At 65.2% G+C, this 26409-nt stretch carries 24 protein-coding genes; 11 read left to right on the top strand and 13 right to left on the bottom strand.

What is annotated here, in order from left to right:
* Positions 1-19 precede the first annotated feature (19 nt).
* From ACXJMY_RS33260 to ACXJMY_RS33250, 3 genes are all read left to right on the top strand, one after another.
* Complete coding sequence (locus ACXJMY_RS33260; RefSeq protein ID WP_456623580.1) at positions 20-871, top strand: DUF3313 domain-containing protein; 852 nt, start codon at positions 20-22, stop codon at positions 869-871.
* Between the two features lie 56 nt (positions 872-927).
* Positions 928-1263 (top strand): hypothetical protein, encoded by a 336-nt coding sequence (locus ACXJMY_RS33255; protein ID WP_456623576.1) that lies wholly within the window; start codon positions 928-930, stop codon positions 1261-1263.
* A 136-nt stretch (positions 1264-1399) separates the two neighbouring features.
* Positions 1400-2320, top strand: coding sequence for a LysM peptidoglycan-binding domain-containing protein (locus ACXJMY_RS33250; protein WP_456623575.1), 921 nt, complete (start codon positions 1400-1402; stop codon positions 2318-2320).
* 15 nt (positions 2321-2335) lie between these two features.
* Here the strand turns inward: ACXJMY_RS33250 and ACXJMY_RS33245 are convergent, their stop codons facing one another.
* A complete protein-coding gene (locus tag ACXJMY_RS33245) occupies positions 2336-6367 on the bottom strand; it encodes a VCBS domain-containing protein (protein WP_456623574.1) in 4032 nt (1343 codons plus the stop codon).
* Positions 6368-6919: 552 nt separating this feature from the next.
* Between ACXJMY_RS33245 and ACXJMY_RS33240 the strand changes: the two genes are divergently transcribed.
* Complete coding sequence (locus ACXJMY_RS33240) at positions 6920-7543, top strand: FecR family protein (RefSeq protein ID WP_456623573.1); 624 nt, start codon at positions 6920-6922, stop codon at positions 7541-7543.
* 102 nt (positions 7544-7645) lie between these two features.
* Positions 7646-8488 (top strand): tetratricopeptide repeat protein, encoded by an 843-nt coding sequence (locus ACXJMY_RS33235; RefSeq protein ID WP_456623572.1) that lies wholly within the window; start codon positions 7646-7648, stop codon positions 8486-8488.
* Between the two features lie 125 nt (positions 8489-8613).
* Here ACXJMY_RS33235 and ACXJMY_RS33230 read toward each other — a convergent pair whose 3' ends face one another.
* Positions 8614-9687, bottom strand: a complete 1074-nt coding sequence (locus tag ACXJMY_RS33230) for a tartrate dehydrogenase (RefSeq protein WP_456623571.1) — start codon at positions 9685-9687, stop codon at positions 8614-8616.
* Positions 9688-9708: 21 nt separating this feature from the next.
* Positions 9709-11007 carry an MFS transporter gene (locus ACXJMY_RS33225; RefSeq protein ID WP_456623570.1) on the bottom strand — a complete coding sequence of 433 codons (1299 nt, stop codon included), beginning with the start codon at positions 11005-11007 and terminating at the stop codon, positions 9709-9711.
* A gap of 309 nt (positions 11008-11316) precedes the next feature.
* On the opposite strand from ACXJMY_RS33225, the gene ACXJMY_RS33220 reads away from it, so the two are divergent.
* Together ACXJMY_RS33220 and ACXJMY_RS33215 are read left to right on the top strand one after the other, a co-directional pair.
* Entirely contained in the window at positions 11317-12234 is a 918-nt protein-coding gene (locus ACXJMY_RS33220) for a LysR substrate-binding domain-containing protein (RefSeq protein ID WP_456623569.1), read from the top strand.
* A 37-nt stretch (positions 12235-12271) separates the two neighbouring features.
* Positions 12272-13096 carry an aspartate dehydrogenase gene (locus tag ACXJMY_RS33215; protein ID WP_456623568.1) on the top strand — a complete coding sequence of 275 codons (825 nt, stop codon included), beginning with the start codon at positions 12272-12274 and terminating at the stop codon, positions 13094-13096.
* Between the two features lie 193 nt (positions 13097-13289).
* Here the strand turns inward: ACXJMY_RS33215 and ACXJMY_RS33210 are convergent, their stop codons facing one another.
* From ACXJMY_RS33210 to ACXJMY_RS33170, 9 genes are all read right to left on the bottom strand, one after another.
* Positions 13290-14594, bottom strand: a complete 1305-nt coding sequence (locus tag ACXJMY_RS33210; protein ID WP_456623567.1) for a PQQ-dependent sugar dehydrogenase — start codon at positions 14592-14594, stop codon at positions 13290-13292.
* 413 nt (positions 14595-15007) lie between these two features.
* Positions 15008-15634 (bottom strand): methyltransferase family protein, encoded by a 627-nt coding sequence (locus ACXJMY_RS33205; RefSeq protein WP_456623566.1) that lies wholly within the window; start codon positions 15632-15634, stop codon positions 15008-15010.
* A 30-nt stretch (positions 15635-15664) separates the two neighbouring features.
* Positions 15665-16696 carry an NAD-dependent epimerase/dehydratase family protein gene (locus ACXJMY_RS33200; protein WP_456623565.1) on the bottom strand — a complete coding sequence of 344 codons (1032 nt, stop codon included), beginning with the start codon at positions 16694-16696 and terminating at the stop codon, positions 15665-15667.
* 29 nt (positions 16697-16725) lie between these two features.
* The gene (locus ACXJMY_RS33195; RefSeq protein WP_456623564.1) at positions 16726-17262 is read right to left on the bottom strand and encodes an Mpo1 family 2-hydroxy fatty acid dioxygenase; all 537 of its coding nucleotides are present in this window, start codon (positions 17260-17262) and stop codon (positions 16726-16728) included.
* Positions 17263-17416: 154 nt separating this feature from the next.
* A complete protein-coding gene (locus ACXJMY_RS33190; RefSeq protein WP_456623579.1) occupies positions 17417-18112 on the bottom strand; it encodes an OmpA family protein in 696 nt (231 codons plus the stop codon).
* Positions 18112-18528 (bottom strand): hypothetical protein, encoded by a 417-nt coding sequence (locus ACXJMY_RS33185; protein WP_456623563.1) that lies wholly within the window; start codon positions 18526-18528, stop codon positions 18112-18114. The genes ACXJMY_RS33190 and ACXJMY_RS33185 overlap by 1 nt, the downstream gene beginning before the upstream one ends.
* Before the next feature lie 88 nt (positions 18529-18616).
* Positions 18617-18907, bottom strand: coding sequence for a type II toxin-antitoxin system HicB family antitoxin (locus ACXJMY_RS33180; RefSeq protein ID WP_456623562.1), 291 nt, complete (start codon positions 18905-18907; stop codon positions 18617-18619).
* Between the two features lie 32 nt (positions 18908-18939).
* Positions 18940-19110, bottom strand: coding sequence for a type II toxin-antitoxin system HicA family toxin (locus tag ACXJMY_RS33175; RefSeq protein WP_456623561.1), 171 nt, complete (start codon positions 19108-19110; stop codon positions 18940-18942).
* Positions 19111-19186: 76 nt separating this feature from the next.
* Positions 19187-21802 carry an ATP-dependent helicase gene (locus tag ACXJMY_RS33170; RefSeq protein WP_456623560.1) on the bottom strand — a complete coding sequence of 872 codons (2616 nt, stop codon included), beginning with the start codon at positions 21800-21802 and terminating at the stop codon, positions 19187-19189.
* Positions 21803-22041: 239 nt separating this feature from the next.
* On the opposite strand from ACXJMY_RS33170, the gene ACXJMY_RS33165 reads away from it, so the two are divergent.
* Complete coding sequence (locus ACXJMY_RS33165; RefSeq protein ID WP_456623559.1) at positions 22042-22215, top strand: DUF1328 domain-containing protein; 174 nt, start codon at positions 22042-22044, stop codon at positions 22213-22215.
* Positions 22216-22362: 147 nt separating this feature from the next.
* Here ACXJMY_RS33165 and ACXJMY_RS33160 read toward each other — a convergent pair whose 3' ends face one another.
* The gene (locus ACXJMY_RS33160; protein WP_456623558.1) at positions 22363-22878 is read right to left on the bottom strand and encodes a thioesterase family protein; all 516 of its coding nucleotides are present in this window, start codon (positions 22876-22878) and stop codon (positions 22363-22365) included.
* An 86-nt stretch (positions 22879-22964) separates the two neighbouring features.
* On the opposite strand from ACXJMY_RS33160, the gene ACXJMY_RS33155 reads away from it, so the two are divergent.
* The 3 genes from ACXJMY_RS33155 (at position 22965) to ACXJMY_RS33145 (ending at position 26301) form a co-directional block, all read left to right on the top strand.
* Positions 22965-24389, top strand: a complete 1425-nt coding sequence (locus tag ACXJMY_RS33155; RefSeq protein ID WP_456623557.1) for an FAD-binding oxidoreductase — start codon at positions 22965-22967, stop codon at positions 24387-24389.
* Between the two features lie 102 nt (positions 24390-24491).
* Complete coding sequence (locus ACXJMY_RS33150; RefSeq protein WP_456623556.1) at positions 24492-25823, top strand: Spy/CpxP family protein refolding chaperone; 1332 nt, start codon at positions 24492-24494, stop codon at positions 25821-25823.
* A gap of 115 nt (positions 25824-25938) precedes the next feature.
* Positions 25939-26301 (top strand): hypothetical protein, encoded by a 363-nt coding sequence (locus ACXJMY_RS33145; RefSeq protein WP_456623578.1) that lies wholly within the window; start codon positions 25939-25941, stop codon positions 26299-26301.
* Positions 26302-26409 lie beyond the last annotated feature (108 nt).

The following is a 26409-nucleotide window of genomic DNA, read 5'->3' as shown; positions in this document are numbered from 1 at the left end:
CGTCAGATGGGCGGCCCTGATGTGCGTCACGCTTGCGGGCGGTGGATGCGCGACCGCGCCGCTCGAACGCGGCGGCACGCTCAGGAGCTACGACCGGATGTCGGACGCCAACGGGCTGATCACGAAATCCCAGATACGCGTGAACAAGAAGGACGTGCTGGCGGCGAAGACGGTCCGGATTGCATCGACCGTCTTTCCCGCACGCAGCGATGTCCCTTTGAATGAAAAGGAACGGCGTCTGGTGGCGAACGCCATCAGCCGCGAACTGTGTCTGCGCTTGAGCGAACGCTTCCGCATCGTGTCCACGGACGACGACGCGGATCTCACGGTGCAGGCGACGGTCACTCATGCCACGCCGACCAGCCCGACCGCCTCCGGCGCTTCGAAAGCCCTGTCGATCGCCAAGACCGTAGCCCTTCCCGCCGTGCCTGTGCCGGTACCGAGGCTTCCGGTCGGGCTCGGCAGCCTGTCGGTCGAGGCGGAGGCGCGCGACTTCGCCGGATTTCAGAAGGCGGCCATGGTCTGGGGGCGCAGCGCCAATTCCTTCTCGAACTCTCCGCGGGTCGCCAACGAGGGCGATGCATACGATCTCGCGGCCGATTTCGGCGCCGATTTCGCCAAGCTGGTTGTGACCGGAGAATCTCCGTTCGGCGGTGTGCCCGCGCTGCCTCCCATCGAAAGCATTCCCGTGCGGTTCGGCGGCGCGCCGAAATATGTCGCGTGCGAAGCGTTCGGGCGGTTTCCGGGAATCACGGGCTTTGCGGGGCAGGGACTCGGCCTGCCGCCCGCCTGGACGGATTCCGGTGCCAAGGACAATCCGGCTCCGGCACCAGCGCCCGAGCTGAATCCAGGGCCGACGCTCACGCAATGATTTGGACGCATTACCGGCCGCGAAGGCTCGCCCTTGGCCGCCGATCCCTGCAGGTCTTGGCCGCTATCCTGACGCTGTTGCTGGCGGCGTGCGCGTCGACCCCGGATATCCCCCACACCTATCGTCCGGCACAGCCGCCCAGCGCCCAGGCCGTGAAGGAGGGCGTCAGGAAAGGCGCGACCGCAGCCAAGCTGACCGGCGGACTCGAGACATCCGCCGTCCGTCGTACCGACCACGGGCCGGGATCGTACTTTGTCTGCGTGAGGCGGAGCGACCCGTCAGCGGACGGAGCCGCTTATTCGGTGTTTTTCGACAATGACGACTTCAAGGGGATCCAGAGTTCGGTGATTTCCGAGGCCTGCGAAGCCGGACCATGGGTTCCGTTCAAGTGATGCCTCGATACGAGGGCGGTCGGAACGGACGCCTCCGCCGACGGGCGTCACCGGCCCGGTTCCGTGCCCCAAATTCCTCCCAATCGGTGGTCACTAAGCGCCTTGGGGGAGGCCTCTGCCTTCCGTGGTGGGACTGATGGTTGATTTGAGGCGACTGGTCGTGCTGGCAGCGGTGGCGCTGCTCGCCTTGAGCCCCGGCATGGCCGCGGCGTCACCTGCCAAGACGAAGCCCGCCGCGGTCGCGACCGCCGCTCCGCCGCCTCCACCGGCCGAGCCGCTGCCGCCGCCGAAAATCTACCTGTTCCGTGGCGCCATGGGGCCGATCTTCTCGACCGGCATGGACCGGCTCAGCGAGAAACTGACGCAGGCCGGATTTTCGGCCGACGTCTACGAATTCACCATCTGCCGATGGATCGGCGATCGTGCCATCTCCAGCTACAAGGAGTCGCCGGCGCCGATCGTGCTGATCGGGCATTCGATGGGCGGGCTGTGCTCGGTCGTGATCTCCGAGATGGCAGCCAAGGAGAACATCCCGATCAGCCTCGTCATCACCATCGATCCCGCGCATGCGACCGGCGACGTGCCGCTCAATGTCGAGCGCTTCATCAACATCTTCCTTTCCGACACCGTGCTCGGCGGCGGCGATGTGGTGGCGGTGCCCGGCTTTCGCGGCCACTATGCGAGCTACGACCTGAAGCAGAACTCGCGGGTCACCCACATCAACATCGAGAAGTCCGACGACATCCATCGCCAGATTATCGACATGGTGACGCAGTTGCCGCGGATTCAGGCCCAGGTCGATGCCGTGCCGCTGCGCTACCGCGTGCCCGGGGATACGCTGGTCGAATTGTGGGATAGCGGCGTGCGGCTTCCGGTGCGCCGGGGTGACACCATGGAAAGCATCGCCGCGGCCAATCGCGTGCCGCTGTGGTCGCTCGCGCAGAGCAACTCGCTGCCGGAGAACGCACCGCTCACCCCCGGCCAGTCCATCATCGTGCCGCGCCACCTGACGCCGCCCGAGCCAGCGGCCGCGATGGTGACGCCGAACCGGCGGTAGGCCGCCCGACCAAGCTCACACGATCAAATCGTGCGCAACATGGGGCTCGACTGAACCGCCGATATCGTGAGTGCCATGGTGCATTGGCGAAACCTCGGCGTCTTGCGCGGCATCACCATGTCCGCCGGCTTTTGTGGCGTGGTCGTGATGATCGAGCGGCGATGGGACATCGTCCGCGAATGCGATGGTCGATCTCTCGATCGCCGGCTTCAGGAATTTGAAGGAATCGCCCAGCCCGTGCGGATCTGCCTGCGAGTTTCCGTGTGAGCCGGGCGCGCCATCAGCCGCAGAATGCGGTTGAGAATGAGGCCCGTCGTGCGCCTCAGCTGAAGCATGACCGTGTTCGCTGGCTTGCGGAGGATTCGAATGAGCGCTGCCGCCGTTCCCGAGGCCTTTCGGGGGGGCGGCATCAAGCCCACTTCCGCTATCGGCAGCGCGCGCATGACCGGGAGCCTCCGCGGCCTTGCCATGACTGGAATGTTGGTCGGTCGCAAGAAGCGCATCCGGCACGATGAAAGAGACATCCAACACGGGATGACTTTCCTCCGCGGTGCCGCCCGCGCCAATTCCGATCAAATGGGTGCTGTGGTTGATCGCGGTGTCTTCGAACATAAATTTGAAGGAGTCCATCGATAGCGAAACGCTGGCCGGCTCCGGGCTCGTGGCTTGCGTCGTAGTTTCGTCCCGGGTGGAAGAGGTGGTCTCGTCGATCCACCTGCTCCGAGTTTGATCGGCATCGAGGCGATAGCTCACATCCACCGTTTGAGCGGTCGAGCCTCCGTCGAAGGAGAGGGGGCTGCTACTGTCCGTCGTGCTGGCGGCGACCTCCGAGGTGCTGATCGTAACGGAGGCCGTGTCGCCTTGCACTGCCACGGTTGGATCGATGGTGTCGCTCACAGCCTGCGCCGGCGCCGCGGCTTGGTCCACGACGAAATCCGATGAATCGATGGACGCGACACCCTGGAGATGAACTTCCAGCAGGCTGGAATCGCCGATCTGGAGAGTTTGATCGGTCGGATTGACATACACGATGGTTTCATTGGCTGAGCTGTCGTAGATCCAGGCGATGGTGTGAGCCGGCACGGACGTGCTTGACGCGGTCAATGCCAGGATCACGAATCCGAGCGCGCCGATGGCCGTCAGATCGATCCTGTCGGCTCCCGATCTGAAATCAGTGATCGTATCGAACCGGCCTGCACTGGAATCTGCCGCCGACAGATAAGCGAAGACATCATCGCCATTGCCGCCCGTGAGCTTGTCCGCACCGAGCCCCCCGATGATGGTGTCGCTGCCGTTGCTGCCGTCGATATTGTCCCGTCCGGAGCCGCCGTAGATGAGGTCATCCCCGTTGTTGCCCTTGATCGCATCGTTGCCCGATCCGCCAAAGATAGTGTCGTTCACGCCGGTGCCGTTGAGGGTGTCCTCACCGGCGCCTCCGTAGATCGTTTGGGGAACGTTGCCGCCGCCGGCGATGCTGTCGCCTCCAGGCGTGCCGTAGACAAACGGGGGATCGGATACGACGGTGGCTCCTGTTGCCAGATTGTCGAAGTCGTTGGGGTCGGCATCGCTGGCGCCGTGGATGGAGATCGTCACCTCCTGGGTGGTGCCGTCGATGGTCGTTACCGTGAAGTGATCGGTGAGCGTATCGCCGACATCGAGTGCGTCCACCACGCCGTTGTTGTTGTCGAGCGTATAGGTCCATACGCCGGACGCGGTCATCGTGAAGGCGCCGTAGCCGCCGTCGCTCGCAGTGCGCGATGTCACGGCCGTGAAGGTGTTGGCTGGATTGTCGACGTCGCTATCGGCGAGCGCGCCGGTCGCGAACGGGATACCAGAGGAGATGCCGCCGGCTTCGAGCACCGAGCCCGTCGTGGCTCCGGAAATGACGGCGGCGTCATTCGTGCCCTTGATCGTGATTGTCACCACCTGCGGCGTGCCGTCGACGGTCGTCACGGTGAACTGATCGGTCCGGGCATCCCCGACATTGAGGGCTTGCACCGTGCTGTTGGTGTTGTCGAGCGTGTAAGCCCAGGTGCCCAGCGCCGTCATCGTGAAGGTCCCGAAGCCGCCCGCGCTCGTCCTTGGCGTGCTCACCGGGGTGAAGGTGTTGGACGCATTGTCAGGATCGGTATCGGTCAACGTGCCGGTCGCAGTCGGCGTGCCAGGCGTCGCATTGGCCTTACCTCCGGCCTCGATCACCGATCCGGTCGCCGTTCCGGAAATGACGGCCGCATCGTTGCTGCCGTTGATGGTGATCGTCACCGCCTGTGCCGTGCCGTCCGCCGTGGTCACCGTGAAGCTGTCGGTCAGCGTGCCGCCGGTGTTGAGCGCCTGAACCGCGGCGTTGGCATTGTCGAGTGCATAGGTCCACTCGCCGGCCGCGGTGATCGTGAAGCTGCCATAGCCATGCGCGCTTGCCGTCGGCGCGCCGACCGCCACGAACGTGTTGGACGGGTTGTCGAAATCCGCGTCGACAAGCCTGCCGGTTGCGACGGGCGTGCCGGGCGAAGCGCCGCCCGCCTCGACGACTGAACCGGTCGCGGTGCCGGAGACGACGGCGGCGTCGTTGCTGCCCAGGATCGTGACCGTCACGACTTGCGGGGTGCCGTCGATGCTGGTCACCGTCAGGGTATCGGTCAGGGTATCGCCGGCGCGCAAGGCCTGTACTGTGCTGTTGCTGTCGTCGAGCGTGTAGGTCCATACGCCGCCGGCCGTCATCGTGAAACTGCCGTAGCCGCCCGTGCTCCTGGCCGGCGAGCTGATCGCCGTGAACGTGTTGGGCGGGTTGTCGACATCCGTGTCTGTGAGCGTGCCGGTCGCGGTCGGCGTGCCGGGCGCCGCATTGGCGACGCCGCCCGCTTCCACCACCGTGCCGCTGGCGTTGCCTGAGATCGTGGCAGTGTCGTTGACGCCGTTGATGGTGATGGTGAAGGCCTGGCTTGTCGAGAGCCCGCCGTCCGAGACCGTGATGACGAAGCTCGTGGTCGTCGGCGACGACAGGGCATTGATAGCAGCGCCGTTCGGARCAAAAATGTAGGCGCCGGACGTGCTATTGAGATGAAGGGTGCCAAACGGACCGGTCTGCGCGAGATCGTATGTCACGCCGTTCAGGACCGTGTTGCCGGCCGTCCCGCCGCTGAGACCGAAGGTCAATGGCGTATTGAACGGGCTGCTGGCGGTGAAGGTACCGCTTGTCGCGGTGAACTCGTCGAACCTGATCGTGTCGATCTCGACTGGCCCGGCCGTCACGCTCAGTATCGGCGGCGGCCGCTCAATAAGGGGGAGCTCGAACAGCGGCAGCGGCGGAGCCAGCTTCAACGGCGCGGTCGCGTCTTCCGACGTGAAATTGATGTGCTGCAGCGAAAGCGAATCGCCGAAAGGCGGCGTGCTCGATCCTGTTGGGCCCCGCGCAAGATTTGCGAGCACGTCGCGTTGAGCCGCCTGCAACTCCTCCATTCGCGCGGCACTGTTGGTAACCTGGTTCACGCTGACCGAGGAGCCGATCCTGTGCAGGACGATTGTCTCGCCTGGATCTTCGACGATGATGTGTCGCGGCACCGGCTCCTTGGTGATGAGTTCGAAGGCGCCGTGCTGCAGGTGCTTGTAAGTGATCTTGTCCTCATCCAGAAACGTGGCGTCCGGGTCTGCGGCGAGGGCGTCCTTCATCATGGAAAAAGTCAGCGCCGCAAGCGTCAGGATGCCGTATCCACTGGCATGGGAGCGGCTGCGAACGCTTCCAATGGGCGTGTCGACCGTCAGGGTACCGCTGTTGGCCAGCCGGCCGGTCGCGAAAGCAAAGCGTCCGCTGCTGAGCGCAACGACGGTCGAACGCGACGCGCCGTCGGACTCGCAGGCAAATTCGCGCAGCTCAATGCAAGCTCGGCTGGAGATATTGAATACGGTGTCGTCGAGAAGCCGAATTGCGACCTGCCCATCCGCGGCAGTTTCGATTACGTCACCACGACAGACAAGGTCCCCAGAGCTGACCTGAGTCGCCGCGCCGCCATCGCGCCTAAGAGCAGCGCAACCAAGCGCTGTCTGAACCATGCCGATGATCTGGAGAGGCAGAGCCGTAACAGCCCCATCCCGGGGGGCAACGCCCAGAGCGACTAACATTGTTTTGGCCTCGCATGCCGATTAACTCGGGCTCAGCGCGGTGCCGCGGTCTTCTTGTCGATTTTGCCTACGCCGCCGGGGCAGATATTGGCGTTGGCAACCCAGGCCTGCACGCCGAAAACGTCTGATGAAAAAAGATCTCTATGGGTGTAGCCAAGACTCTATGGGTGTAGAAGACGATGACAGTTCGCGCGAGATACCGCGTCTGGACGCGAACGTAGATTGTCTCTCAGGAATAGCCGACGACTGAGCCGCGCGAAATGTGGCGCAGTTCCGGTGGCGAGGCAAACGGCTTGGAGCTGACATCGAAGGCAAAAATGAGGTACCCCCTTTGGAGGGTTGGTCGGGCGCGATTCAGGTCGTAGATGCTCGCAATGCACGACGTGCGGGCCTAGCCGGGCGTCCAGGGCCAATCAAGCGGGTACGCGAGCAAGATCTTCTCGGAAAGGGCGGGTCATGTGCAGGCACAGGATTGCAGCTTTGGTGGCTGGTTTCGTTTTGGCAGGCGCGAGTGTTCTTGCCGAGCCGGTGCAGGCTCAAGTCAGTCCCTTGAAGCCCGGCCTTCAGGATGTGGCGCCGAAACCGATCGGAAAGGTCATGGCCGTCACGGGTTCGGTCACGATCGAGCACGCAGGTGCGGTCCTCGTCCAGGTGAACCTTCCCGGTCAAGCCGCTCCAGCCAAGGCCGGCGATGTCGTGTATCTGCGCGACGTAGTGCGAACCGAAGCGGACAGCCGGGTCAGCATCAACTTCAATGATGGTTCGTCGTTCAATCTGTCGAGCAACGCGCGGATGACTCTGGATGAGTATCTGTACGAGCCCGATGGCAAGTCCAACTCGACGTTTTTCAATCTCACCAGGGGGACAGCCACCTTTGTCGCCGGCCAGGTCGCGAAGACCGGCGATATGAAGGTCGACACGCCCGTTGCAACGATGGGAATCCGGGGGACCACGCCGCACGTCGAAGTGTCGGATGACGGCACGGTCAAGTTTTCGACTCTCATCGAAGAGGGCAAGAGCAAGCTGCTCAAGAGGCGCGTCACGGCCGCGGCGCGGCAGCCCGAACAGGAGGCCGGTCCGAGGCTGAATATCTGCCGGGGATGCTGAAGCGGTATTCGGGCGAGCATCGTCTCCCCTCCCTGTCGCGGCATGCGAAACATCCGAGGTGGTGTTCCGTCAACTTCAGCGAGGCCTGACACGGACATGACCATGAGGGCCGCCATCATCGATAGCGCAGCGCTTGTGCTCGTGTTGCTGCTGCTCGGCTCGCCGGCGGTGGCGCAGCAGAAAAGCAACCGTCTTGGCGGTATCGAGCAGTGCAACGGTGCGGACCGCATCCCGGCGCAAGCCCGCATCACCAGCTGTACGGCGCTGATCAATTCGGGTGATATCAGAGCGGACGCGCTGGCTCTGGCCTACAACAATCGCGGCAACGCTTATGTCGCGACAGCGGACTACGACCGTGCGATCGGCGATTTCGATCGGGCGATCGAGCTCGCATCAGGTTACGTCAAGCCGGTGAATAATCGCGGCGTGGCCTATCTGAAGAAGGGCGCATATGATGACGCGATCAAGGCCTTCGATGAGGCCATCAAGCTCAACCCCGGTTATGGCAGCGCCTTCGCCAACCGCGCGGAGGCCTACCTGAAATTGAACCAGTATGATCGGGCCGCACGGGATTTCGGCGAGGCTATCCGCCTCGATCCGGATATGACGCTGGCATGGAGCGGACGCTGCTGGACCCGGGCGGTCATCGGCGATCTGCAGGCCGGGCTCGACGACTGCGACAGGGCGATTCGGTCGGGATTGAACGATGCCGCGACATACGACTCACGTGCGCTGATCCATCTGAAGATGGGCCAACTCGCCGCCGCCATTGACGATTACAATTCGGCGTTGCGCGTGGCGCCAAACTTGGCCAGCGCGCTCTATGGGCGCGGACTGGCCAAGCTCAGGCAGGGTGACAAAGCCGGCGGCGACCGCGACGTCTCGGCAGCAAGGGTCATCGAGGCCAAGGTCGGCGACGAGTTCGCCCGCCGTGGCGTGCAGTGAACTGCAGGACTGGTCCACTGGACATCGCATCGTTGTTGGTGACTTCGAGGGGCTCGACGCTCCTCGCGCCGAGCCTCCCGGTCCGGCACCGAATGTCCCTCCGATCGCCTGCTCTTTAGCACCTGCTACACGTTCGAGCCGTGGATGGCGTCGATCACGGCGTCGGTCACCTCTTTCGTCGTCGCCTTGCCGCCGACGTCGGGCGTCAGCACGCCGGCCGCGCAGACCCGTTCGACAGCCTTCATCAGCCGCACCGCGGCGTCCTTCTCGCCGAGATGCTCGAGCATCTGCGCACCGGTCCAGAACGTCGCGACCGGGTTGGCGATGCCCTTGCCGGTGATGTCGAAGGCCGAGCCGTGGATCGGCTCGAACATCGAGGGAAAGCGGCGCTGCGGATCGATGTTGCCGGTCGGCGCCACCCCGAGGCTTCCCGCCAGCGCGCCGGCGAGGTCGGAGAGGATGTCGGCGTGCAGATTGGTCGCCACGATGGTGTCGAGGCTCTTCGGATGCAGCGTCATGCGCACGGTCATGGCATCGACCAGCATCTTGTCCCAGGTGACGTCGGGGAATTCGGTCGCGACCTCGGCCGCGATCTCGTCCCACATCACCATGCCATGGCGCTGCGCGTTCGACTTCGTCACGACGGTCAGGAATTTGCGCGGGCGCGACTGCGCGAGCTGGAACGCGTAGCGCATGATCCGGGTGACGCCGACGCGGGTGAACACCGCGACCTCGGTGCCGACCTCCTCGGGGAGGCCCTTGTGGGCGCGGCCGCCCATGCCGGCATATTCGCCTTCCGAGTTCTCGCGCACGATCACCCAGTCGAGATCGCCGACGCCGACATTGCGCAGCGGCGAGGCGACGCCGGGCAGGATCTTGGTCGGCCGCACATTGGCGTATTGGTCAAAGCCCTGGCAGATCGGCAGCCGCAGGCCCCACAGCGTGATGTGATCGGGCACGTCGGGCGCGCCGACCGCGCCGAAATAGATCGCGTCGAACTTCTTCAGCTCGGTGAGGCCGTCGGCCGGCATCATCACGCCGTGCTTCTTGTAATAGTCCGAGCCCCAGTCGAAGGTCTTGATGGTGAAGGCGAGGTCGCCGCTGCGTTTTGCAAGTGCCTCCAGCACGCGTACCCCGGCTGAGATGACCTCGGGGCCGATGCCATCGGCGGGAATGGCTGCGATCGAATGGGTGCGCATGAAGATGCTCCGTTTGGGATGTCAGTGGGATTGCGTGACGGGTTCGACGCGTGCGGTCTGCGCGCGCGACAATAGCAGGGTCAGGACCGCGGAGAGAACGAGCAGGCCGCTCACGAAATAGAGCCCGCCGACGAAGCTGCCGGTCTGGTCCTTGATCCAGCCGATCATGGCCGGCCCGACGAAGCCGCCGAGATTGCCGATCGAGTTGATGGTGGCGATGCCGGCTGCTGCCGCAGGACCGGACAGGAACAGCGTCGGCATGCTCCAGAGCGGCGGCTTTGCCGAGGAGATGCCGATATTGACGAGGGCGAGCGCGACCAGCACCGCGACCACGCCGGCGGCAAGGCCGGCATAGGCGAGGCCTGCGGCCGCGAGCAGGCAGGCCAGCACGACGTGCCAGGTGCGCTCGCCGGTGCGGTCCGAATGCCGCGCCCACAGCACCATGGCGACGACGGCGGCGGTTGCCGGCAGCGCATTGAGGAAGCCGACCTGGAGCGAGGACAGGCCGAACTGCTTGATGATCTGCGGCGCCCAGACCCCGAGCGTATAGAGGCCGGCCGAGGTGCCGAAATAGATCAGCGACAGCGCCAGCACGCGCGGATCGGCCAGCCCGCGCCAGACGCTGTGGCTCGCGGTTGCGGCCTTGCTGGTGGTCTCCGCATTCATGGTCTCGACCAGCCAGCGCCGCTCGTCGTCTGCGAGCCATTTTGCCTTCTCGGGGCGGTCGGTGAGGAATGCCAGCACGACGAAGCCGAGCAGCACCGCCGGCAGCGCCTCGAGCACGAACAGCCATTGCCAGCCCTTGAAGCCGAGCAGGCCGTCCATCTCCAGCAGCGCGCCGGAGACCGGCGAGCCCAGCACGGTCGAGAGCGGCGCCGCCGCCATGAACAGCGCGGTCACCGCGGCGCGCTGGCGCGCCGGGAACCAGTAGGAGAGATAGAGGATGATGCCGGGAAAGAAGCCGGCTTCGGCCACGCCGAGCAGGAAGCGCAGCACATAAAACGACGTCGGGCCCTGCACGAAGGCCATGGCGGCCGAGACGATGCCCCAGGTGATCATCACCCGCGCGATCCAGATCCGTGCGCCGACCTTGTGCAGGATGATATTGGAGGGCACCTCGAACAGGAAGTAGCCCCAGAAGAAGATGCCGGCGCCGAAACCGTAGACGGTCGACGACAGGCCGATGTCCTTGTTCATCGTCAGCGAGGCGAAGCCGATGTTGACGCGGTCGATGAAGGCCACGAAGTAGAGCAGCATGATGAAGGGAACGATCCGCCACGTGATCTTGCGCAGCACGCGCGTCTGAATCTCGCTCGCCACCTCGGCCTCCCTGATTCCCGGTTTTCGTTGTGTGGCAGCGAGCCTAGGCGGGGTTACGAGGCGGACTCAATTGGCGCTGGTTTATACAAAAAAATGATATAATCCTTGAAAGGTGAAGCGCACGGCCATCGCAAGAGAGATGAGTGTTGGACGCACTAAAGCCACCACAGCGTCATGGCCGGGCTTGTCCCGGCTATCCACGCTCTTCCTTGCGGCACAACGAACGTGGATGCCCGGGACAAGCCCGGGCATGACGACCTCGTGTAAATCCTAACATGCGATTGCCTAGGCGAGACGAGAGGACCTTCAATGGAATTGCATCAGCTCCGATGCTTCGTGGCGGCGGCCGAGCAGCTGCATTTCGGGCACGCGGCACAGCAGCTTCAGATGCTGCCCTCCGCGCTCGGCCGCCAGATCAGGCTGCTGGAGGAGGACCTGGGCACGCGGCTGTTCGCACGGACGACGCGCGCGGTGGCGCTCACCGAGGACGGCGCGACGCTGCTGCGCGATGCGCGTGCCATCCTCGCCCGGGTCGAGGCGGTCGAGAGCAATTTGCGCAACCGCTCGCGCGCGGGTGCCGCGCGGCGGCTGCGGGTCGGAGCCATCGACAGTGCGGCGGCTGGGCTGTTGCCGCCACTCTTGCGCGACTTCCGCGACAAGCATCCGGAGGTCGCGGTTCAGCTTCTCGAAGACAAGACGATCCGGCTGCTGCCAAAGATCCTGACAGGCGCGCTCGATCTCGCCTTCGTCCGCCCGCCGGACAGTGCGGACAAGCGGCTCGAATTCCGCGATCTGCTCCATGAGACCGCGATCGTGGCATTCCCGCAGCGCCACGCGCTCGCCGAACGCAAGTCGATCACACTGGCGCAGATCGCCGACGAGCCGATGCTGGTGCCGGACCGCCGCTCGCGACCGCACAGCCATGACCTCACGATAAAACTGTTCGAGCAGGCCGGGCTGACGCCGCGCATCGTGCAGGTCGCCGACGAGAAGCAGACCATCATCCATCTGGTGGCAACCAAGCTCGGGGTCGCGATCGTGCCGCGCTGGACGACGCGGATGGCGGTCTCCGGCGTGCGCTTCGTATCGCTGCGGCCGAAGCAGAGCGGCCCCGTCGGCCGGCTGCCTCTTGCCGCGGCATGGCTGCGCGGCTCGCGCGACCCGGCCCGCGACGCGATGCTGTCGGTGCTCGAGGCGCGCCTCAACAGCTATGCGCGGGGGGCGTGAGGAGCTATGACATGGACTGGACAGAAGGTGTGATGCGATGACCGACACGAAAGCGCCGAGCGAATTGCGGGTTGCCATTGCAGGGCTGGGGTCGATCGGCACCAAGATCGCGACCGCGCTCGATCAGGGCATCGAAGGACTGACGCTGTCGGCCGTGGCGGTGCGCGATCCCGCGAAGCATCGGGCGTTCCTCGATAGCCTGCGGCATCCGCCATCCGTGCTGCCGATCGACCAGCTCGGCGAGGCCGCCGACATCGTGGTCGAATGCGCGCCGAGCAGCCAGCTGCGCGCGATCGTCGAGCCCGCGGTGAAGCGCGGCAAGGCCGCGGTCGTCGTCAGCGTTGGCGGATTGCTCGACAATTTTGATCTCGTCGATCTTGCGCGGGCCAATGGCGGCCGCATCATGGTGCCGACCGGCGCGCTGATCGGGCTCGATGCCGTCAACGCCGCGGCCATCGGCACCATTCATTCGGTGAAGATGGTGACGCGCAAGCCGATCGACGGCCTGAAGGGCGCGCCGTTCATCGTCGAGCACAATATCGATATCGACAATCTGCGCGAGCCGCTGAAACTGTTCGAAGGCACTGCGCGCGAGGCCGCCAAGGGTTTTCCGGCCAATCTCAATGTCGCGGTCGCGCTGTCGCTCGCCGGCGTCGGACCCGACCGCACCCAGGTGCAGATCTGGGCCGACCCGACCGTGACGCGCAACGTTCACCGCATCGAGGTCGAGGCGGATTCCGCGCGCTTCTCGATGGCGATCGAGAACATCCCGTCCGAAAATCCCAAGACCGGGCTGATCACGGCACTGTCCGTGATCGCGCTGCTGCGCAAGCAGCGCGCCACGCTCTGCGTCGGGACGTGATGGGTTGAGACTGGATTAGCCCAGACGGCGGTGCGCTCCCTCTCCCGCTTGCGGGGGAGGGCTGGGGTGGGGGTGTCTCCACAATGAAGAACCCCCAAGAGGTGAGAGCCCTCACCCGGCGCTCCGCGCCGACCTCTCCCGCAAGCGGGAGAGGTGCAGGGAGCCCGTGGCGCCTATCTCGACATATTTCGTCTTACGCCCCCGTCACGCGCCAGATCACGTTGCCGACGTCGTCGGCCATCAGCAGCGACTTCTTGTCGGGGCCGATCACGACGCCGACCGGGCGGCCGTAGGATTCCTTCTCGTCCGGCGCCAGGAAGCCCGACAGGATGTCGCGCGCCGGGCCCGAAGGCTTGCCGTTCTCGAACGGGATGAACACCAGCTTGTAGCCGGAGAGCGTGCTGCGATTCCACGAGCCGTGCTGGCCAATCGCCATGCCGTCGGGGAAACCGGGCAGCGTGCCCGCGGGCACCCAGCACAGGCCGAGCGAAGCGGTGTGGCCGCCGAGCGCATAGTCGGGTTGAAGCGCCTTGGCGACCATCGCCGGATCCTGCGGCACGCGATCGTCCACCGTCTTGCCCCAGTAGCAATAGGGCCAGCCGTAGAAGCCGCCGTCGCGCACCGAGGTCAGATAGTCCGGCGGGGTCTCGTCACCGAGCCCGTCGCGCTCGTTGACGACGGTCCACAGCACGCCCGTAGTTGGCTCCCAGGCGAGGCCGACCGGATTGCGCAGGCCGGCGCCGAAGATGCGGTGCGTGCCTGCGACGAGGTCGAGCTCGTAGACCGCGGCGCGGCCTTCCTCGACCTCCATGCCCATCTCGGCGATGTTGCTGAGCGAGCCGACGCCGGCATAGAGCTTCTTGCCGTCGGGGCTTGCCAGCAGGCTGCGCGTCCAATGGCCGCTCGGCTTGAAGGTGGTGAGCCGCTTGCCCGGCGCGGTGATGTGGTCGGCATTGGCGACGTAAGGAAAGGCCATCACGCCGTCGGTGTTGCCGACATAGAAGGTGTCGCCGACCAGCGCCATGCCGAACGGCTGGTTGAGATTCTCCATGAAGGCGCCGCGATGCTCGGCAACGCCGTCGCCGTCCTTGTCGCGGAGCAGCGTGATGCGGTTGGCGGAGACGCCGAGCGCCGCGGCGCGCCGCATCGTGGCCTGCATCGCGTAGTGAAACACGCTGCGCGGGGCACCTGCGACCTGCGTCGATTCCGCGATCAGCACGTCGCCGTTGGGCAGCACGTCGATCCAGCGCGGATGGTCGAGCCCGATTGCGAACGCGTTGACCTTGAGCCCGGGCGCGGCCGTCGGCTTCTGCCCTTCGCTCCAGCCGCGCGCGGTCGGCATCTTCAGGGTCGGGATGGCGCCTTGCGGCTTGGCTTCGGGAATGGCGGGCGCCTGGCCCCAGGCGGGCGCGGGCTGGGTGCCCGTCAGCTTCCGCCATTGCAGAGCGATGCCGCCGAGGAGCGCAACGAACTGCGCAAAAATGCTGGAAAAGGTCATGAGAAGCCCCTGTCGAACCTGCGGCACAGTCCAACGCCGGATTGCTCCAGGCCCCGCGCGGGCCCAGGCCTGATCGTCGACCTCTCCAGGTCAACGATGGATGTCGTCGTGCCTCATTGCGCGCGCATCCAACTGGGTGGCGGTAAAAAGGTCAACCTGTGCGGGCTCGGATCGGGCCGTTTATGGCGCGGATGGCGGCACGCCGAATTTGCATGGCAAGGATGCAGGCGCTGATGCAGTCGCGCACGCTGCCTCCTCAACGTCGTCCTGGCGAAAGCCAGGACCCATACCGCGAGGTCTATCGATTGGGGTAGTAGGAGTACCGAACGACGAGTCGTCGCCAAACTCCTCCCTGGGGTAATGGGTCCTGGCATTCGCCAGGACGACATCGGAGGATGTGGCCGCTTGTTACGTCACCGCGGCGGCAGAAACGGGATGATCATGGGGACGCGGCGGCAATAGGCGCCGTAGGCGTCTTCGCCGAGCTCCTTGGACAGGAACACCTCTTCCATCCGCCCCTTCTGCCACATGCCGAGCGAGATCAGGATCGCGCCGAGGATCGCGGTCACGGTGCCGACCGCGATGCCGGTCGCGAGCATGCCGGCGATCAGGCCGGTATAGATCGGATGGCGCACGATGCCGTACGGGCCGGTGTCGATGACGCGGTGGTCTTCCTTGTGGGTGATGGTGTTGGACCAGAACTTCCCGAGATGCAGCCGTCCCCACCAGGTGAACGAGATGCCGGCAAGCACGATCAGGGCGACGATATAGACGCCGGCATTGCCGAACACCCAGAGCGGCTTCTCGCCCAGCACTTCCGCCGTCCACGGCGTGAACAGGATGCCGCCGATCAGGATCGGCAGGCGATAGCGCCCCGACTCCAGCGTCATCACCTGCTTCTGGGTGCGGCCCTGCCAGAACGAGGCGCCGACCCAGCTTGCAAGCCAGGCCAGCCAGATCAGGGCGAGCAGTTGCGTCGGCCAGGTCGTGGTCCAGCCACCCCAGGCGACAGAGAGAAGCTTGCTGAAATCGAAGGACATGCGGAAAGGTTCTTTGGGTTGGGCGGCAGCTCAGCTGGCGCGCGAGGAGAGCGCGCGATGCTCGATGGCGCCGGAGACGGGCTCGCCGCCGCGGGCGAGCAGATGGGTGATGGTTTCGCGCAAGACCGGCTCGATCGGGCGCGGCGAATAGCCGAGCTCGTTGCGGGCTTTGCCAATCGAAAGGTCGCTCGCGGCAAGCGCGATGCGCACGCCCTCGGCGGTGCCGTTGGGCGGCCGGCGCGTGATGCGATCGGCGACATATTCGAGCATGATGCCGGAGAGCTCGGCGATCTTGCCGGGCACGACGACCGGGAACTGGCGGCGGCCGCTCATCGCGGACATCATCCGCAGGATCTGGCCGAGCCGGACGCAATCGCCGCCGAGGATGTAGCGCTGGCCGATGCGGCCGCGCTCCATCGTCAGCACGAGGCCCATGGCGACGTCGCGGACGTCGACGAGATTGACCAGGAAGTTGAGGTGCGGCTGCACCTTCTTCTGGAGGAAGTACCACAGCATCGCCGTCGGCGGTGTCAGATTGTGGTCGGCAGCACCGATCGGCATGGTCGGCGTGCCGATGACGAGCGGGAAGCCGGCGGAAGCGGCCTTCGCCGCATGATGCTCGGCGAGCGACTTCGATCGCGTATAGGCGCCGGGCATCGCATCGGCCGGCTGGAGCGCCTCTTCGGCGGCGGCGCCGTTGAGATCCGAATAGGGGAACAGGATCGATTCCGTCGAGCAGTGCAGGAAGCGCGACACGCCGCGCTTCATCGCGGCCGCGAGCACGATTTCGGTGCCGCGGCAATTGACGTCGTGAAAGTCCTGCTTGTTGGCGACCCACATCCCGGGCAGGCCGGCGAGATGGTAGGCCTGATCGACGCCGGCAAACGCGGCATCGACCGCGGCGCCATCCAGCACCGAGCCATGGGCATATTCAACGTCCGCGTTGGCCGCGGCCGGCGGACGGACATCGAGAATGCGTACCCGCTGCCCACGGGCGCGGAGCGCTTCGACGAGATGATGTCCGATGAAGCCACTGCCACCGGTAACCAGTACGAGAGCCATGAAGAAAGTTTGCTGTTCCGCTCTTGAAGCTATCGGGTTGAAAGGGAATTGGTCGGAAGAGGCGCCAAAATCGCGGCAAGGTCGCGACGGAAGCCCAATGCAATGAATAATTTTGCCATGACAAACATCGGTCCTAGCAGGAAATGGGTGGGGTGGTCGACCATCGAGGGCTGCCGTTCCTCGAACACCCGATGGCCGACGATCTGCGCCGCGACGCCCAGGGCGATCAGCACGGCAAAAATCGACCACATCATGGCAATCGAGACCTGATTGCCGATCGCGGTTGCGACCGAAAGCAGCACAATCATCGCCGCGAGGATGCCCAGCCCAATTCCGGCATCCAGCATCAGCCAGTAGGCCAGCACCGGCAGGGCCAGAATCACCGCCAGGCTCACCTCGATCCCGAACACATTGAAATGCACGAGCGTCAGCGGCAGCACGGCGCCGATGAAGAGCAGGAGGATTCCGACCACGTGCATGGCGCAGTTCCAGGGATCGCGATGATATTCGACGTAATCGGCCAGTTGGCGTTGAAAAGAGCCAGCCATCTTGGTCTCGCGCAGCATGGGGTCGGGAAGGGACGAAAAAAGCCTATAGCATCTGACCGGGCGGTGCACAAACCGGCGCTTTTGTCGCGCGAAACACTGCTGTTGCGCTGTGAGACAGGTCACAAAACGTCAGGACTTCAAGGGGTTCCGCCCGGCGCCGAGGCGCGCGCGCTCAGTGCTTCTTGGCGGGTTTTTTCGCCGCAGGCGCAGGTGCCGCAGCCGGATGCGCGGGCGCCTCTTCCGGCACCTTGGCATAGGTCAGGATCTGCAACTGGCCGTTGACGGGCGAGGTCGGCTTGGCGCGGTCGAGGAACTGCTCCTCACCGAGGCCGATCGGGTGCAGCCGCTTGGTCGAGATCTTGAACGTGTTCACCAGGACGTCACGGATCGCGTCGGCCCGGCGCTGGCTCAGGATCGCATTGGCTTCCCGCGTCTTCGAATTGGATTCGACATGGCCGACGATCAGGAACGTGTAGGGCAGCAGCGAGGCATGAACCAGCGCGTCCGCGATGCGGCCGACGGCCTGGTAGGACGTGGGCTGGATGATCGGCGTGTCGGCGTCGAACTGGATCTGCGCGGTGAAGGTCGGCAAATTGGCGAGGTCGGGCGCGATCAGCGGCCGGTTCACCGGTCCCGGATCGTTCTTGATCCTGGCCTTGGCACGCTCCATCACCTGCTGCTTCAGCGCTGGCAAGTCGACCTCGGCGGCCTGTTCGAAATGGTTGAGCTTGCCGACGATGTCGTCGCGGGTCGGCGGCGCCGTCTGCGCGCTTGCCGCGCCCGCGAGCAGGGTAAGGCCAAGACCAATACCAAGACCAATACCAAGAGCGATGCCAAATCCGGCGGTGGTCAGCCCGGTTGCGCGCATCATCGATATCCCGCGTCGTCAACGGCCTTCAGGCAGTTGTTGCTGATGCCCTTGGGCGTCGAGACCAGGCAGGGGACCGACTTGCTGGTCTCCTTGGTCGAGCCGCCGCAGACCTTGACGATCTCGCGCTGGCAGGCGTTCGCCACCGTGACGCGCGCGGCGACGCGCTTCTGGATGGCGTCGAAGGCGCCGAGATAGTCGCTCTGGCACTGCGGCGACAGCACGTCGCGGTTGCGGGACAGGCACTCCTTCAGGCGGGTCGAGTCCGGATTGACGCCGCGGCAATTGGCGACGATTTCCGCACCGCAACTTTTCGCCAGCAGCCCGATCGAATCGCCAAAGCTCATGGTCTCCGCCGCCGCAAGCGACGGCATACCCAATGCCAGCAAGATCAGTGTGATGGAGCCCCGGACCATGAGCGCATCTGATACGGGGAAGTTCGCGGTGGTCAAGGGCTGTTCGGGCGAGAACTGTCGACAGCCCGATCGGTGCGGCGAACGGTCCTCACTCGGCGGCGTGCGCGCGGGCCGGTAGTTCGATCAGGGCGACCATGTAGTTCCTGAGGTCGTCGGCAACGTCTGGATCGGCCTTGAGCTCGGTCAGCGTCCTGGGTGGGGGAAGCTGGCGGCCATCCCCATTCAGATCTTGCGCGTAGAGCTCGAGAGCCTCGGGCGCGTTATGTAAGGCCTCGTCGATATCGTCGCCGCCGGAAATGCAGCCGGGCAGGTCGGGAAACCACACGCCAACGGCATGGTCCGGGCCAGCGTCCTCGATAATGGCAATGTAATGAGCCATGTCGACCTCAATCGGGCTTCCAACCCGCTCCTTTATAGATGGCACGGACCAAGGCCCTTTCCCAAGTCCTTCTTGGGGGGCGGAATGACAAGCGTTTCGCCCGAGATGGGACTTTTGAACACGTGGTGTGAGCCGGTCACGCGCACCAGCTTCCATCCCTCTCGCTCCAGGCGACGAATGATATCGCGGCTTGCGGTCAGCATGACGTCCCCAAAAGAATCATCTGACCAAAAAGCTAGATCATGACACGCGGCGTTAACTGGGCGAGAGGCGACCGGCTCACGCCCGCTGCACAAAGCTGTCCACGACCTTCTTCTCGCCGGCCTTGTCGAAGGCGATGGTGAGCTTGTTGCCGTCGATCTTGGTGACGCGGCCGTAGCCGAATTTCTGGTGGAAGACGCGGTCGGACAGCGTGAATTCCGAGGTCGTGCCGGTCGATTTCGCCACCAGCTCGCCCTCGATCGTCATCGGCCCGCGGCGGCGCGACGAGAAGCTGCCGAAATCGGGCGAGGACGAAGCGGTCGAAAACGACGAGGCCTCTTCCTCGAAGCCGCCGCCGCTATTGCGTCCGCCGCCCCGGTTGCGGTTGGCCTGTGAACGATTGGCCTGGGCGCGCTGCCAGCCCGGGGTCGTATAGCTCGAGCCGAAGGCTTCCATGTCGTCGAAGCGCGAGGCGCCGTAGCCACCGGCGCCGCCCCAGCCCGAACCGCCCTTGGATTCCGTGATCTCGACATTGGCGGCGGGCAATTCGTCGAGGAAACGCGACGGGATCGTGGTCGACCAGGTGCCATGGATGCGCCGGTTGGTGGCAAAATAGAGTTTTGCACGGCGGCGGGCGCGGGTCAGGCCGACATGGCCGAGCCGGCGCTCTTCCTCGAGGCCCGCGCGGCCCTGCTCGTCCAGCGTGCGCTGGCTCGGGAACAGGCCTTCCTCCCAACCCGGCAGGAACACGTTGTCGAATTCGAGCCCCTTGGCCGAATGCAGCGTCATCAGCGACACCGCGTCGTCCTCGGCGCCGCCCTCGCGGTCCATCACCAGCGAGATGTGCTCGAGGAACCCTTGCAGGTTCTCGAACTCCTCCATCGAGCGCACCAGCTCTTTCAGGTTCTCCAGCCGGCCCGCGGCGTCGGCCGAGCGGTCCTTCTGCCACATCTCGGTATAGCCGCTCTCGTCGAGCACGATCTGGGCGAGATCGGTGTGCGCGGTGACCTCGCGCTGGGCGCGCCAGCGGTCGAACTGGGCGACGAGATCGCGCAAGCTTCCGCGCGCCTTCGGCTTCAATTCGTCGGTCTCGACCACCGCGCGCGCCGCCTCGAACAGCGGAATGCGACGCTTGCGGGCATGATCGTGCAGCATCTGCACGGTGGCATCGCCAAGCCCGCGCTTGGGCGTGTTGACGATGCGCTCGAAGGCGAGATCGTCGGCCGGCGAGTTGATGACGCGCAGATAGGCCAGCGCGTCGCGGATTTCGGCGCGCTCGTAGAAGCGCGGGCCGCCGATGACACGATAGGGCAGGCCGAGGGTGACGAACCGGTCTTCGAATTCGCGCATCTGGAACGACGCGCGCACCAGGATTGCGATCTCGTTGAGCTTCTCGCCGAGCCGCTGGAGCTGCTCGATCTCCTCGCCGATGCCGCGGGCTTCCTCTTCCGAATCCCACGCGCCGGTCACGGTGACCTTCTCGCCCTCGACGTCCTCGGTGCGCAGCGTCTTGCCGAGCCGGCCTTCATTGTGTGCGATCAGATGCGAGGCGGCGGCGAGGATGTGGCCGGTCGAGCGGTAGTTGCGCTCGAGGCGAATGACCTTGGCGCCGGGAAAGTCGTGGTCGAAGCGCAGGATGTTGTCGACCTCGGCGCCGCGCCAGCCGTAGATCGACTGGTCGTCGTCGCCGACGCAGCAGATGTTTTTGACGTGGGGCGTGGCAACCGCCGGATGCTCCGTCATTCCGGGGCGATGCGCAGCATCGAACTCCGGTGCGCGATTGCGCACCTGAGAATCTCGATCGTCGGACTCATCTCCGGATTCCGGGTTCGGCTCTTCGAGCCGCCCCGGAATGACTGCCTTGGTGGCCGCCGGCGCCTGCGACAGCAGCCGCAGCCACAGGTATTGCGCGACGTTGGTGTCTTGGTACTCGTCGACCAGGATGTATTTGAAGCGCTGCTGGTACTGCCGCAGGATATCGGGGTGCTCGCGGAAGATGCGGATGTCTTCGAGCAGCAGATCGCCGAAATCGGCGGCGTTCAGGATCTTCAGCCGTTCCTGGTAGCTCGCATAAAGCTTGCCGCCCTTGCCGTTGGCGAAGACGGCGGCTTCGCCGGCAGGGACCTGCGACGGCGTCAGGCCGCGGTTCTTCCAGCCGTCGATCAGGCCGGCCAGCATGCGCGCCGGCCAGCGCTTGTCGTCGATGTTGTCGGCCTGGAGCAGCTGCTTGAGCAGCCGGACCTGGTCGTCGACGTCGAGCACGGTGAAGTTGGACTTGAGCTGCGCCAACTCGGCATGGGCGCGCAGGATGCGGCCGCCGATGGAGTGGAAGGTGCCGAGCCACGGCATGCCTTCCACCGCGTGGCCGAGCATCTGGCCGAGCCGGTGCTTCATCTCGCGGGCGGCCTTGTTGGTGAAGGTCACCGACAGGATCTCGCCCGGACGGGCACGGCCCTGGCTCAGGATGTGGGCGATGCGCGTGGTCAGCACGCGCGTCTTGCCGGTGCCGGCGCCGGCCAGCACCAGGACCGGGCCGTCCAGCGTCTCCACCGCCTCGCGCTGCTCGGGATTGAGCCCGGACAGGTATTTCGGCCCCACCGAGGCGCGCGCGCGCGCGGCGATGCCGCCGGCCGCGGGCTGGTGGTCGGAGACGTTCTGGGAGGTGATCTTGCTTGGCTCGGTCATGCGAATCATTGGCCCACGATGGCACCGCGCCGTCGCGGGAGGGAGCCTTCATAACAGGGATTGCCGCCTATATGGGGCGGCGCGGAGGGGTTTTCCACGTACGCGGACGACCGATTTGTTCCTGCCGGGCGTGCGAATTTCTGGCTTCAGCGGGCAGGAACCATCGTTCCGCGTCGGTGATTGTTTCCGCAAGTGAGGCGCGCCAGCCGCGCCGATCGCAGACAGTCATCGAAACAGAGGTTTTGACCATGCTTAGCTGGGTTGTGACGTTTCTGGTCATCGCACTGATCGCCGGTATTCTGGGCTTTGGCGGCATCGCCGGCGCGTCGATCGAAATCGCCAAGATCATCTTCTTCATCGCGATCGTGCTGTTCCTGGTCTCGGCCGTGGTCGGCCTCGTCCGCGGACGCACCAGGGTCTAGCGCCGCAAGTCCCTCATGGTGAGGAGCGCGAACGCGCGTCTCCCGGACGATGCTTCGCATCGCCTAGAGAACCATGAGGCCCGACTGTGGCCTTGCATCCTTCGAGACGCCCGCTTCGCGGGCTCCTCAGGATGAGGAGTTAGAGCACTACCGCTGCGAGGGCATCGCCACGTTTCGGCCGATGCCCTCGGGCCGGGCTAAGGCGCTGTGGGCCGTGGCGACCGCAGCGATGCGCGGCTGGATATCGGGCGGAAACGGCGCAACCCGCCGCGCATTCATGTCCATGTGCAGCGACATGTTCTCCGAAGTCGCCGACAACCATCCTTCCGTTGCGTGCCTCATCTCCTCGAACGTGTGCAGCCGCTTGTCGTCGGCTTCCAGTAGCCAGACCAAAATCCGCACGGGATCGCCGAGGTGGATTTCGCGCAGATAGCGCACATGGCATTCGGCGGTGAAGGTCGAGCCGTGGCGCTCTTTCTTGTAGACCGGACCGATCCCGAGCTCGAGCCAGAACTCGTCGATCGCCCGGTCGAACATCACGTTGTAATAGGCCATGTTGAGATGGCCGTTATAGTCGATCCATTGCGGCTCGATCTGCATGATCGAGGCGCGGAACGGCTCGGCCTTTTGCTCGCCCTTGGGCGCAGATGCAGTCTCCGGCATGTTTCCTTCCCAAGCTATGCGTCCGGTCGCTTGACTTGACCGGTGAGATGTCCTTTGCCACGGTTTGTCTGTCGGGAGGAATGTCCGTGGGTACGACCATCACCAATAATCCGCCGCGGCCGGAGCCGAAAGCCCTCGCGAGCGCACTGGAGCAGCTTGCCGCACGCTTCGGCAACCGCCTCATCACCTCGCAGGCCGTCCGCGAGCAGCACGGCCACACCACGACGTGGATCCCCAACCAGCCGCCCGATGGCGTGGTGATGGCGCAGGAAACCGCCGACATCCAGGACGTGGTGCGGATCTGCGCCAGGAATCGCGTGCCCGTCATCGCCTTCGGCACCGGCACCTCGCTCGAGGGCCAGGTCAACGCGCCCGCGGGCGGCATCTCGATCGACCTGCGCGACATGAACAAGGTGCTCGCGGTGCATGCCGAGGACCTCGACTGCGTGATCCAGCCCGGCGTCACCCGCAAGGCGCTGAACGAGCATCTGCGCGACCAGGGCTTGTTCTTCCCGATCGACCCCGGCGCGGACGCTTCGCTCGGCGGCATGGCCTCGACCCGCGCCTCCGGCACCAACGCGGTGCGCTACGGCACCATGCGCGACAGCGTGCTGGCGCTGAAAGTGGTGCGCGGCGACGGCGAGATCATCACGACCGGCACGCGCGCGAAGAAATCGTCGGCCGGCTACGACCTGACGCATCTGTTCATCGGCGCTGAAGGCACGCTCGGCATCATCTCCGAACTCACGATCCGCCTGCGCGGCATTCCGGAGACGATCGCGGCCGGCGCGGTGTCGTTCGAGACCGTGCACGGGGCGTGTCAGGCCGTGATCCTGGCGATCCAGACCGGCATTCCCGTGGCGCGCATCGAGCTGCTCAATGCCGCGCAGGTGAGGGCCTGCAATGCCTATTCGAAGCTGACGCTGCCCGAGACGCCGCTGCTGCTGATGGAATTCCACGGCAGCGAGATCGAGGTCGGCGAGCAGTCCAAGGCGTTCGGCGAGATCGCAAAGGATTGCGGCGGCGGCGACTTCTCCTGGACCACCAAGCCCGAGGATCGCACCAAGCTCTGGCAGGCGCGGCACGATGCCTATTGGTCGGTGAAGGCGCTGCGGCCCGGCGACAGCATCGGCGTGGTCGCGACCGACGTCTGCGTGCCGATCTCGCGCCTGGCCGAATGCGTCGGCGAGACCGAGGAGGATCTCAAGCGCCTCAACCTGCTGTCGCCGATCGTCGGCCATGTCGGCGACGGTAATTTCCACTGCTCGCTTGTCTGCGACACCAATGATGCCGACGAGATGGCGCGCGGCGAGGAGTTCATGCATCGCCTGGTCGAGCGTGCGCAGGCGATGGACGGCACCTGCACCGGCGAGCACGGCATCGGCCAGGGCAAGCAGAAATACCTCAAGGCGGAACTCGGCCCCGAGGCGCTCGATGCGATGCGGGCGCTGAAGACGGCGCTCGATCCGCTCAACATCTTCAATCCCGGCAAGATCGTGCCGGAGGCGTAGCGCAGCCTGCTGCATTGCGGTCGCGGAACTTTCCGCAGCCAGGCCGGTTCCAATTCCGTCAGCTTCCGATGCCTCAATGGCGCGGCTCTGCGGGAGGATGCGATGTTGCGACCGGTCATTGGAATTGCCGTGATGGCGCTTGCCTGCATGCTGGCGGGCACGGCTCTGGGAAAGGGCGGAGGCGGCGGACACGGCGGTGGGCACGGAGGCGGACACGGCGGCGGTCATGGTGGCGGTGGCCATCACGGAGGTGGCCATCATGGCGGCGGCCATTTCGGCGGTCACGGTTTCGGGCACGCGCATGGCGGTGGGCATCATGGCGGGATGCGGTTCGCAACCGGAGCTCGACGGGGTGGTCCGAACTTCGGTCAGATCCGCAATGCCGGCGTCCGTCCGGCGAATTTCCGTAATGCCCTCAACGCCCACTCCAGCGCGTTCCGCAACGGCCGGCTGATCAGCAATCCGGCGGCGCGGGCCCAGATCGCGGCTGCGGCCGCACTTGCCGGCTGGCATGGCGCCAGCAGCGGATGGTGGCAACATGCGGGGGGCGGCTATGGCTGGGTCGGACCGCTGTTCTGGCCATTCGCCTATAACGACCTCTACGACTACACGATCTGGGGCGATGGTCTCGGCTTCTGGGGCTACGGCTATCCGGACATCTATGCCGGCATGTTCGGGCCCTATGGCTATGATGGTCTCTCGGCCTATCTGCCGCAACGTCCGCAGGGACGACGGCAAGCGCGAGGCGTTGCGCTCGATCAGCTTTGCGGCAGCGACCGCCGCGAAATCGTCGGCGTGCCGATCGACCAGATCGCAGCCGCGGTGCAGCCGACGGACGCGCAAGGCGCAAGCCTCGACGAGCTCGGCAATGCCTCGATCCTGGCGGCAGGAATCATCCGCGCGTCATGTCCAACGCAAGTCGCGGCCACGGCGCCCGGTCGTCTGGCGGCGATGCAGCAGCGCGTCGAGGCGATGGTGAAGGGCGTCGAGCTGGTGCAACCGGCGCTCGACAAATTCTATGGGGCGCTCACCGACGAGCAGAAGGCCCGTTTCAATGCGTTGGCCGAGGATCAGCGCCGGGTCGCGGCCCCAAGCGACGCCAACGCATCGCTGGTCCAGAATTGCGGTGCGCCTGTCGGGCTCGATTGGCCAGGCGCCGAGATCGACGCGCGGCTCCGTCCCAGCGAGACCCAGCGTGCTGCTCTGCAAGTGCTTCAGGATACCAGCGCCAGGGTCAAGGATGCGCTCAAGGCAGCGTGCCAGCCCAGCGACGTGATGACGCCGCCGGCGCGCATGGCCGCGGTTCACAAGCGGCTCGATGTGATGCTGGACGGCGTCAAATCGGTGCGCGCCGCGCTTGAGGATTTCTATGGCACGTTGAGCGACGAGCAGAAGGCGCAGTTCGAGGCGATCGGGCCGCGTCGGACGTCGTGAGCGCGGAACAAGGTCTGGCGGAAAAACCGTCTCGCCGATCTCGTGGCGGTTCTTTATGCTGGGCGGAACTGAAGCACGACAATGCGGTGGCGGGAAGACCACGGGTGGCGAGGTGATGGAGTGGTTCGCAAGGAAGAAGGCGGGGGACGTCTGGGACGAGGCGATCGCGGCGCCGCTCGGCGACATCGAGGCCGCCGAGCGCATCCGCGCGATTTGTGAGGCTGCGGCCGCCAGTGCGGCGGCTTCCTTGCGCAACGACAAGCGTGAAAGCGAGCGTTACGAACGCGCGGCGAAAGTCGCGATGGAAATCGCGATGAAGATCGCGGACGGCCTGATGCGCGACGACGCCGTCCGTCGCATCGTCGACCTCTGCATGAAGGCCAACGACGTCAAGACCGCGCAGATCCTGTTTCGCGCGATCCACGCCAGCTGGATCCGCGAGGCGGTGCAGCGGGATTACCCGACGCTGTTGCAGTAAAGACTGATCGTCGCCACGAAGAAGGTGCGCTCCCTCCCCCGCCTGCGGGGGAGGGCTGGGGAGAGGGTGTCTCCGCAATCGAGAACCCCCAGAGGAGAAAGCCCTCAC

The organism is Bradyrhizobium sp. P5_C12, from assembly GCF_054049735.1.
This window is presented reverse-complemented; position numbering and strand designations above follow the sequence as displayed.